At 77.2% G+C, this 8910-nt stretch carries 10 protein-coding genes; 7 read left to right on the plus strand and 3 right to left on the minus strand.

Annotated elements, in window-relative coordinates; genetic code table 11:
* Positions 1–47 precede the first annotated feature (47 nt).
* From ACWGB8_RS25475 to ACWGB8_RS25485, 3 genes are all read right to left on the minus strand, one after another.
* The gene (locus ACWGB8_RS25475) at positions 48–596 is read right to left on the minus strand and encodes an NUDIX domain-containing protein (RefSeq protein ID WP_452215908.1); all 549 of its coding nucleotides are present in this window, start codon (positions 594–596) and stop codon (positions 48–50) included.
* A gap of 176 nt (positions 597–772) precedes the next feature.
* Positions 773–946: a CsbD family protein gene (locus tag ACWGB8_RS25480; RefSeq protein ID WP_452215909.1), complete on the minus strand. Its 174-nt coding sequence runs from the start codon at positions 944–946 to the stop codon at positions 773–775.
* 160 nt (positions 947–1106) lie between these two features.
* Entirely contained in the window at positions 1107–2468 is a 1362-nt protein-coding gene (locus tag ACWGB8_RS25485; protein ID WP_452215910.1) for an MFS transporter, read from the minus strand.
* Between the two features lie 55 nt (positions 2469–2523).
* Here ACWGB8_RS25485 and ACWGB8_RS25490 point away from each other — a divergent pair, with 55 nt between their 5' ends.
* From ACWGB8_RS25490 to ACWGB8_RS25520, 7 genes are all read left to right on the plus strand, one after another.
* A complete protein-coding gene (locus ACWGB8_RS25490) occupies positions 2524–3531 on the plus strand; it encodes an ArsR/SmtB family transcription factor (RefSeq protein ID WP_452215911.1) in 1008 nt (335 codons plus the stop codon).
* A 189-nt stretch (positions 3532–3720) separates the two neighbouring features.
* The gene (locus tag ACWGB8_RS25495; RefSeq protein WP_452215912.1) at positions 3721–4194 is read left to right on the plus strand and encodes a hypothetical protein; all 474 of its coding nucleotides are present in this window, start codon (positions 3721–3723) and stop codon (positions 4192–4194) included.
* Positions 4195–4606: 412 nt separating this feature from the next.
* The gene (locus ACWGB8_RS25500; RefSeq protein ID WP_452215913.1) at positions 4607–5245 is read left to right on the plus strand and encodes a class F sortase; all 639 of its coding nucleotides are present in this window, start codon (positions 4607–4609) and stop codon (positions 5243–5245) included.
* Between the two features lie 218 nt (positions 5246–5463).
* Positions 5464–6381 (plus strand): hypothetical protein, encoded by a 918-nt coding sequence (locus tag ACWGB8_RS25505; protein WP_452215914.1) that lies wholly within the window; start codon positions 5464–5466, stop codon positions 6379–6381.
* An 83-nt stretch (positions 6382–6464) separates the two neighbouring features.
* Positions 6465–7208: a response regulator gene (locus tag ACWGB8_RS25510; RefSeq protein WP_452215920.1), complete on the plus strand. Its 744-nt coding sequence runs from the start codon at positions 6465–6467 to the stop codon at positions 7206–7208.
* Positions 7205–8455: a sensor histidine kinase gene (locus tag ACWGB8_RS25515; protein ID WP_452215915.1), complete on the plus strand. Its 1251-nt coding sequence runs from the start codon at positions 7205–7207 to the stop codon at positions 8453–8455. The genes ACWGB8_RS25510 and ACWGB8_RS25515 overlap by 4 nt, the downstream gene beginning before the upstream one ends.
* Before the next feature lie 53 nt (positions 8456–8508).
* Positions 8509–8910: serine protease inhibitor (locus ACWGB8_RS25520; protein ID WP_452215916.1), on the plus strand; the 402-nt coding region annotated here is incomplete at its 3' end.

Genomic DNA, 8910 nt, shown 5'->3' on the forward strand with positions numbered 1-8910 from the left:
AGAGCCTTCTGCCCGGGAGCGCTCGCCGCCAGTGAATTTCCGGGGCGTCAGTTCGCGCCGAGGGCGCGGGTGGCGAGGAGGACGGCGGTGACGCTGCCGGCTTCGGTGATGTCGCCGGTGGCGACGCGGTCGGCGGCCTCGGCGAGGGTGCAGCGGTGGACGGTCATAGCGGTCTCGGTGTCGTCGCGGGCCATGGTGCCGGGCTGCAGGCCGGTGGCGAGGAAGAGGTGGGTGGTGACCGAACTGCTGGCGGGCAGCGGGTGGATCCGGCCGAGCGGCTGCCAGTGGGCGGCGAGCCAGCCGGTCTCCTCCTCCAGTTCTCGGCGGGCCGCCGTCAGCGGGTCCTCGCCGGGTTCGACGCCGCCGCCCGGCAGGTGCGGCATCCGGCGGCCGGTGAGGTAGAAGTCGTCCTCGACCAGCAGCATCCGCCGGTCGTCGTCGAGCGCGACCACCCGCACCCCGTCCGCGACCTCGACGTGCTCGTAGGCGAACGGCGGCGCCGACGGCCCGGCGACGGTGTCGTGCAGCAGGCGGATGAAGCGGCCCTCGTGCAGGACCTCGCGGCTCTGCAGGGTCCAGGCGCCGGTCTCGTCCATCGGGTGCTCCTCCACGGGTGGTCGGTGCCGTGCAGGTGACCGTAGCCGCTGCGCCGGCGTCCGGGTAGCACGCCACGGGCGCGGCGGGGCGGCGGGGGCGACGACCCCGGCGGCGGGAACAGCAAAGGGCCCGCCTCCCGGCCGGGGGGACAGCCGGGAGACGGACGTGCGGGGGATCAGTGCTTCAGGGCGTCCTTGGCCTTCTGGCCGGCCTGGGCGGCCGCGCCCTTGGCCTGTTCGGCTTTGCCCTTGGCAACGAGACGGTCGTTTCCGATGGCCTCGCCGGTGACTTCCTTGACCTTGCCCTTGGCTTCCTCGGCCGTGTGCTTGACCTTCTTGCCTGCGCTCATGACGTTCTCCTCACCGGGGCTCGCACTCCGCTCCTGCGTGTGCCCGGGCGGGCCCGGTCCAATCACACGGTTTCCTCCCTGCTGCCGATCAGGCCGGGGCCGGCACCCCCCGGGCCGTGCGGAAGGCGCTTCCTGCCCTTCCGCTCCGTGATTCGTCCGTCTACCCCACTGATCCGGAACGGCACACGGCTGCGGGCGAGCAGGGGCGGTTCGGGTCCGTTCCGGGTGCGGAGCGGAGGCGTTCCGTGTGGGACGGCCGCGCCCGGAGGGCGGCCAGGTGCCGGGCGAGGGCGAGACCGGTGAGCAGGACGAGCAGCGTGCACACGCCGGGCCAGCCCGCCGCGCGCCAGGACTGCACGCCGAGCCAGGAGCCCGCGCTGCCGCCGAGGTACGCGCACATCATGTAGGCGGTGTTGAGCCGGCTGCGGGCATCGGCGCGCAGGGCGTACACCCGGGCCTGGTTGGCGACCATGCCGCACTGCATCCCGACGTCGAGGAGCAGGGTGCCGGCGGTGAGGGTGGCCAGCCCGGGCAGCCCGCCGAGCGTGCCGGCGGCGAGGAGCGCGGCGGCGAGCAGGACGGTGAGCATGGCGAGCAGGTTGACCAGGTCGGCGCCCCGGTGGTCCACCAGGCGTCCGGCGAGCGGGGTGCAGACCACGGTGGCGGCGCCGACCAGTGCCATCGTGCCGACGGCCTGCGGACCCAGCCCGTACGCGGGCCCGGTGAGCAGCAGCGCCAGGGCGGTCCAGACGGCGCTGAACCCGGCGAAGACGCTCGCCTGGTAGAGGCAGGAGCGGCGCAGCTCCGGTTCGCGGCGCAGCAGGCGCAGCGGTTCGGCGAGCAGCGCGGGGTAGCGCAGCGGGGGCTGCGGCGGGTCGGCCGGGTGAACGGGGTCGGCCGGGCGGTCGGGGTCGGTCGGGCGGTCGGGGTCGGCCGGCCGGGGCGGCTGCGGTACGGCGAGGGCGAGGACCGCGGCGAGGAGCACCGCCACGACGGCCGCGACCAGGTAGGGCGCCCGCCAGCCGAAGCGCTCGCCGAGCCCGGCGCTGAAGGTGCGGGCGAGCAGCATTCCGGCCGTCGAGCCGCTGAGCAGGGTGCCGACCACCCGGCCGCGGTGGTCGGGGGCGGTGAGTCCGGCGGCGAGCGGTCCGACGACCTGCGCCGCGACCGTGGTGAGGCCGACGGCCCCGGCGGCGGCCACCAGCGGCGGCAGGGCGGGCGCGCACCCGGCGGCCAGCAGGGCGAGGCCGGTGAGGACGAGCAGGACGACCAGGAGCCTGCGGTGCGGGATCCGGTCGCCGAGCGGCACCAGCAGGACGATGCCCGCGGTGTAGCCGATCTGGGTGGCCGTCACCACGAGGGAGGCGGCGTCGGGGGAGACCTGGAGCCCGGTGGCGACCAGCGGGCCGACGGACTGCGGGAAGTAGATGTTGCCCACCGCGACGGCGCAGGTGACGCAGAGCAGCAGGAGCATGCGGCGGCTGGGTACGGCGGGTCGCCGCACCCCGGAGGTGTGTGCCATGGCGGTAGTCCACGGCATCGACGGTGTGCGGCCAACGGATGTAGCGTACGGCTCAATGATCAGCTTCGTGCTCGGCGTCGAGGACCTCGCGGACACCCGGTTCGCTCTCTCCCCGCTGCACGAGACGCTGTTCAGTCTGCGGGTGCTGCAGGACCCGGGCCTGTCGGCGCTGCACCTGCCCTGGCGCCGCCGGGTGATCCCGCTGCTCGGCGCGCTCGACGCGGAGCTGCTGCTGTCCCTGGTGGCCCGGCGCCGCACCCTCCCGGACCACCTGACACCGCTGCCGACCCGGTTCGCCCCGGGCTTCGGGGAACAGCTCGACGCCGTCCGCCGGGTGCCGCCCGCCCGGGTCCGGCACGACCTGCGGCTGACCCACGCGCCGGACCCGCTGCCAGCCCCGCTGCGCGCCGCGGCGGACGGCGACGACGCGGCCGTGGCGGCCCTGCGCGACACGGTCTGCGACCTGCTGGAGCAGTACTGGCGGCTCGCCCTCGAACCCTGGTGGCCGCGGATCCGCCTGGTGCTGGAGGCCGACATGACCTACCGGGCCCGCCGGCTCGCCCTCGGCGGGGCACGCCAGCTGTTCGCCGACATGCACCCGAACCTGCACTGGCACGACGGCGTCCTGGACGTCCACCGGATGATCGGCCGGTTCCGGGTCGCGGCGGCCGGCCGGGGACTGCTGCTGATGCCGTCCGTGTTCGCCCACAAGCCCGCCCCGCCGGTCAGCCCGGACGAACCGCCGAGCCTCGTCTACCCGAGCCGGGGCGTCGCCACCCTGTGGGACGCGGGCACCGCGCGGACCTCGGGACCGCGCGCCCTGTCCGCCCTGCTCGGCACCCCGCGGGCCCGGCTGCTCGCCCTGCTGGACGAGCCGCTGCCGACCGTGGAACTCGCCCGCCGCTTGGCCGTCACCCCGAGCGCCGTCTCCCAGCACCTGCGCGTGCTGCACGGGGCGGGGCTGGTCGACCGGGCCCGCGACGGACGGCACGTGCTGTACCGGCGCAGCCCGCTCGGCGAGGGCCTCGCCACCGGTGCCGCCCCGGACGGCGCAGCCGGGTGAGGTGGCGCAGGCCGGTGGTCGCCGTTCGGCCCGGTACGCGGCCGTGCGGGTGCTCCGGCGGCCGTTACGCAGTCGATGGGCGGCCGAGACACGACCGGCCGGTGACCGCGACACGGCCTTCCTAACGTCGCTTCCGACGCACCGGCCGCACCGGCCGGAACCCGCGTCACGACGAAGGGAAGTACCCGCATGACCAAGAGCCGTACCCCCCGCTCGGCCGCCCGCCGCGCGGCGGGCGCCTGCGCTCTGACCGGCGCCGCCCTGCTGACCGTCCTGACCGGCGGGCAGGCGTGGGCCGACGCCGCCCCCAAGTCGCCCGCCCCGGCGGCCGTGACCGCCGGCTCGGGTTCGGGCTCCGGCTCCGGTGCGGTCACCGCCCCCGGTCTGCCCGCCCAGCCGTCGGCCCCGGCAAGTGTCACCCCGACGCCGGCTCCCGCCGGTGCCGTGCCGGGCTCCGGTACGGGCGGCGGCAAGGCTCCGGCGCCCGCGCCGGCCACCCCGCAGGTGCGCGAGGTGCCGAAGGGCGCCGCCCAGGCCGGTGACGGTTCCGGGGCGGGCGAGTCGTCCGGCGTGATGCTGGTGGGCGGCGGCGCGGTCGCCGCGGTCGGCGCCGGTGCGCTGGGCTTCGCCTTCCTGCGCCGTCGTTCCGGTGCGCGCGGCTGACACCGGCCCCGGCCCCTCGGGGCGTCCCGTCGCTTCCGCCCCGCACCCTGGAGTGCCGGGTGGGAGCGGCGGGCCCCTGCCGTACGGCGGTGTGCCGGGGGACCAGGGCCGGGACCGGGATCGGGATCGGGACCGCGACCGTCACCGCGATCCTGCCGGAGATCGGCCCGGTGCCGGTGCCGATGTCGATGGCGGTGTCGATGGCGGACCGGGCGAGCCGGGGGCCGACGGGTGGACGGCTCCCGCACCCGTCCCCACGTCCGTCGCGGCCGCAGGGCACCGCGGTCGGCGCACCGGGCGTACCGGCCGCACTGACCGCTCCGCCCGCTCCGGCGGCCGGCGCCGCCGTCGGCCGGACGGGCCCACCGCGCTGCGCCGGACCGCGCTGGGCACGGCCGGCCTGCTCTGTGTGGTGCTCGGGACGACGGTGGCGCTCTCCGGTCAGCGCACCCCGGTCGTCCGGGTCGAGTCCTCGGCCCGCGAGGCCACCGGGACCCCGGTGACCGACCCCGGCCACCCGGCCGGGACCGGGACCGCCGCCGGGACCGGCACCGCTGCCGGGACCGGCCGGGCCGCCCCGCCCAAGCCCTTCGCGGCCTCGCCGCCCACCCGCCTGCTGGTGCCCGCGGCCGGGGTCGACGCCCCGGTGAGCGGGCTCGGCCTGAACCCGGACGGCACCGTCGAGGTGCCCACCCCGGAGCGGGCCGACGAGGTCGGCTGGTACCGCAACGGCCCGACCCCCGGCGAGACCGGCCCCGCCGTCCTGATCGGCCACTACGACACGGCGCGTGGGCCGGCGGTGTTCCGCGGGGTGCCGAAGCTGCGGGCGGGCGACCGCATCCAGGTGCGGCGGGCGGACGGCAGCACGGTGGACTTCCGGGTCCGCGCCCTGCTCCAGGCCGCCAAGGACGGCTTCCCCACCGAGGCGGTCTACGGGAACACGTCGGAGCCCGCCCTGCGGCTGATCACCTGCGGCGGCCGGATCGGCTCGGACGGCCACTGGACGGACAACATCATCGTCCTGGCGGACCTGGCCGCACCGGCCGGCTGACCGGGCGCCGGCCCCGCCTGCCCGGCAGCCCGCCGGGCAGGCGTCCGGCCGCTCCGCGCCGTCCGGAGGCAACCCGGCGGGCCGGCTCGGCGTTCCCCTGTCCGGGGGAACCGCAGGCCACCGGCCGGACGACCTACTTCCGGGGGCCCCGCGGCAACCCCCCGCCGGAACCCGCAGCACAGCACCCCCGACGCCGAACCCGAGGACGAGCACCGACCGTGGCAGTACCCCGACCGGCCCCCCGCCGTACCGGCCCACCGCGCGCCCGCGCTGCCCGCGCCGCAGCCGCCGCCGTCCCCGTCCTGCTCGCCGTCCTGGCGGCCGGCGTCGTGGCGGGCTGCGCGGCACCCGGCGGACTGCGGGACCACGGCCAGGCCGCCGCGGTGACCCCGCCCCCGGTGCCGCAGCCGCTCTGGCCCGACCAGGCCACCGCCCCGCTGCCCACCCCGCCCCCGGCCGCCTCGCAGGCGCCTCCGCAACCGGTCCCTGAGGTCACCGCGCCCGGGCGGGACATCACCGCCGTCGACGTCCGCGCCCTGCTGGCCAAGGACCCCGAGACCACCCCGGACGAGCGCCGCGCCCTGGAGTCCTGCACCGGTTGCGAGGTCCGCGCCCCCGAGTACCGCGACCTCACGGGCGACGGCCGGCCCGAACTGGTCGCCGCGGTCGCCACCGCGGCCGGCCCGGTCGTCCTGCACGTCTACACGCTGTCCGACGACCGCCTGCTGCCCGTCCTGCGGGTGTCGGTGCCCAAGTACTTCAGCGCCACGACGGTCGGCTCCGACCTGTGGGTGTACGAGCCGACCACCGCCACGGCCCGCACCATCAAGCACTACCACTGGGACGGGGTCCGGCTGGCCCTGCTGGAGGAGAAGCTGGAGGGCCTCGGACCGATCACCGAGCCCGGCCGGGGGAGCGATCCGGGGTCCGGCTCCGGCTCCGGTCAGAGCGGCGGCCCGGACGGGGCCGTGCGCCCCACGCCCGCCCCCGCGCCCGGCGACCCCGCCGTCTCGGTGCCCAAGGCCCCCGGCCGCTCCGCACCCCCGGGCACGGGCGGCGGAGTGCTGCCCTCCCCGCGCGCGAGCCTCCCGCAGACCGTCCGCCCGACCGCAGCGCCCCCGGAGACCAGGCAGTGAACGACGCAGCGAACCACGCGACCCCCGCCCACCCGCACATCCTGATCGTCGAGGACGACGAGGTGATCCGGGAGGCGACCCGGATGGCCCTGGAGCGGTACGGCTTCCCGGTCTCCACCGCCGCCGACGGCCTGGAGGGGCTGGAGGTGTTCCACGCCGTCCGCCCCGACCTGCTGCTGCTCGACGTGATGCTGCCGCTCCTCGACGGGGTCGGCCTGTGCCGGCGCATCCGGGAGGAGAGCCAACTGCCGATCCTGATGATGTCGGCGCGCACCGATCCGGTCGACGTGGTCTCCGGCCTGGAGGCGGGCGCGGACGACTACGTGGTCAAACCCTTCGAGAGCGCGGTGCTGGTCGCCCGGATCCGTACGGTGCTGCGCCGCGTCCGGGTGGTCCCGGCGGCCGAGGCCGTTCCCGCCGCGGCCCCTCCGGTGGCCGCCGAAGCCGCCGCCCCCGCCCCCGTCCCCGCCGCGGGTGCGACGGCCGGGGCGGCGACCCCCGAGGCCGCCGGGTCCGGGCCGGCCGCCCGGCCCGCGGTGCGCAGCTTCGACGGGCTGGAGGTGGACACCGACTCCATGGAGGTCCGGGTGGACGGCCGGCTCGTCCCGCTGACGCCCACCGAACTGCGGCTGCTGCTGGAGTTCACTGCCGCCCCCGGCATCGTGCTGGAACGTTCCGCCCTACTGGAGCGGGTCTGGGATTACGAGTGGGGGGCCGACACCCGGGTCGTGGACGTCCATGTGCAGCGGCTGCGCGCCAAGATCGGCAGCGGCCGGATCGAGACCGTCCGCGGCTTCGGCTACAAGCTGCGCCGGGGGCCGCAGTGACGCTGCGCCACCGGATCGCGACGGCGGTCGCCGCGATCTCCGTCCTGGTCGCGGTCACCGTCGGCCTGCTGGTGCACCAGGCGATGGTCCGCCAGCACGTCGACCAGGCCCGGGCCTCCGCCCTCGGCGCGCTCGACACCGCGCTCACCGCCTACCGCCAGGACGGCGGGACGGTCGGCGGCGCCGCCGTGGACGACCCGGCGCTGCCGCCGCGCCTGCGCGCCCTCGCGGCCCAGGGCCGGCACGGCTCGCTGCTGGCCGCGGGCCCGCAGGGCGGCGAGGCGATGTGGGCGGCCGGTGCCGTGCAGGGCGGGGTGCTGTCCGTCCGGGTCGACTTCACCCGGGACCGCGAGGAGATCGCCGACCTGGACCGGATCATCCTGATCACCGTGGTGGCCTCGGTGTTCACGACGGTCCTGGTCGGGGTGCTGGTCGCCGACCGGATCAGCCGCCGGCTGCGCACCGCCGCGACGGCCGCCCGCGAGATCGCCGCCGGGCGCACCGACACCCGGATCGGTGAACTCGTCGACGGCCGCGACGAGGTCGCCGACCTCGCGGCGGCCGTCGACCTGATGTCGCGCGCCCTGCACCGCCGGCTGGAGGACGAGCAGCGCTTCACCGCCGACGTCGCCCACGAGCTGCGGACCCCGCTGACCGGCCTGGTCACCGCCGCCGAACTGCTGCCCCCGGGCCGGCCCACCCAACTGGTGCAGAACCGCGTCCAGGCCCTGCGCTCGCTGGTGGAGGACCTGCTGGAGGTGTCCCGGCTGGACGCCGACGCCGAGACCGCGGACCTGTCGGCGGTCCCGCTGGAGCGGGCCGTGCGGCGGACGGTGGCGCTGACCGGCCTGGAGGTACGGGTCACGGTCGCTCCGGCGCAGGCCGGTGCCGAGGTGCGCACCGACCTGCGCCGGCTGGACCGCATCCTCGGCAACCTGCTGGTCAACGCGGACCGCCACGGCGGGGGAGAGGTGAGCCTCGCGGTGGACGGCCTGCGGATCACCGTGCGCGACCACGGCCCCGGCTTCCCCGACGAACTGCTGCGCGACGGCCCCCAGCGCTTCCGTACCAGCGTGCGCGAGCGCGGCCGCGGTCACGGGCTAGGCCTGACGATCGCGCAGGGGCACACCCGGGTGATCGGCGCCCGGCTCGGGTTCGCCAACCACCCCGACGGCGGGGCCGTCGCCACCCTGGACCTGCCGGGCACCGCGACGGGCCCCGGGCCGGACGAGGAGGAGCAGCCGTGAGCGGTCCGGCCGTTCGGGCGGTGACGAATCGTCGGCCCGTTCGTTGGGCGGGTGTGAAGAGGATCCTCCTGGCGGCCGTCGTGGCCGCGTCCGCCGCGGCGCCCGCCGTCCCGGCCACGGCCGCCCCCGCCGCCGTCGCGCCCGCCGCCGTCGCGCCCGCGCCCGCTGTCACCGTCACGCCGGTCCCGGCCGCCGCGGCCCCCGCGGTCGCCGTGCCGGCGCCCGTCGTGGTGCCGGAGCGTCACCCCGGGCCGCAGGCCGGGCCGAGGACGGAGTGGCCCGAGCTCGTGGGCCTGCCGAAGGAGCAGGCCGGCCGGGCCGTCCTGGCGGAGCGCCCCGAGCTGGAGGTGGTGTACGTCCCGGAGGGCGCCGCCGTCACCATGGACTACCGCGAGAGCCGGGTGCGCATCGTGCACGACCGCGACGGCATCGTCACCCGCACGCCCCGAATCGGC

This window comes from Kitasatospora sp. NPDC054939 (assembly GCF_053610105.1).

Excerpts from the sequence above, each read along its gene's own strand:
- ACWGB8_RS25475 (WP_452215908.1), bottom strand. The coding sequence starts at position 596 with ATGGACGAGACCGGCGCCTGGACCCTGCAGAGCCGCGAGGTCCTGCAC.
- ACWGB8_RS25495 (WP_452215912.1), top strand. The coding sequence starts at position 3,721 with ATGACCAAGAGCCGTACCCCCCGCTCGGCCGCCCGCCGCGCGGCGGGC.
- ACWGB8_RS25480 (WP_452215909.1), bottom strand. The coding sequence starts at position 946 with ATGAGCGCAGGCAAGAAGGTCAAGCACACGGCCGAGGAAGCCAAGGGC.
- ACWGB8_RS25510 (WP_452215920.1), top strand. The coding sequence starts at position 6,465 with ATGGCCCTGGAGCGGTACGGCTTCCCGGTCTCCACCGCCGCCGACGGC.
- ACWGB8_RS25485 (WP_452215910.1), bottom strand. The coding sequence starts at position 2,468 with ATGGCACACACCTCCGGGGTGCGGCGACCCGCCGTACCCAGCCGCCGC.
- ACWGB8_RS25490 (WP_452215911.1), top strand. The coding sequence starts at position 2,524 with ATGATCAGCTTCGTGCTCGGCGTCGAGGACCTCGCGGACACCCGGTTC.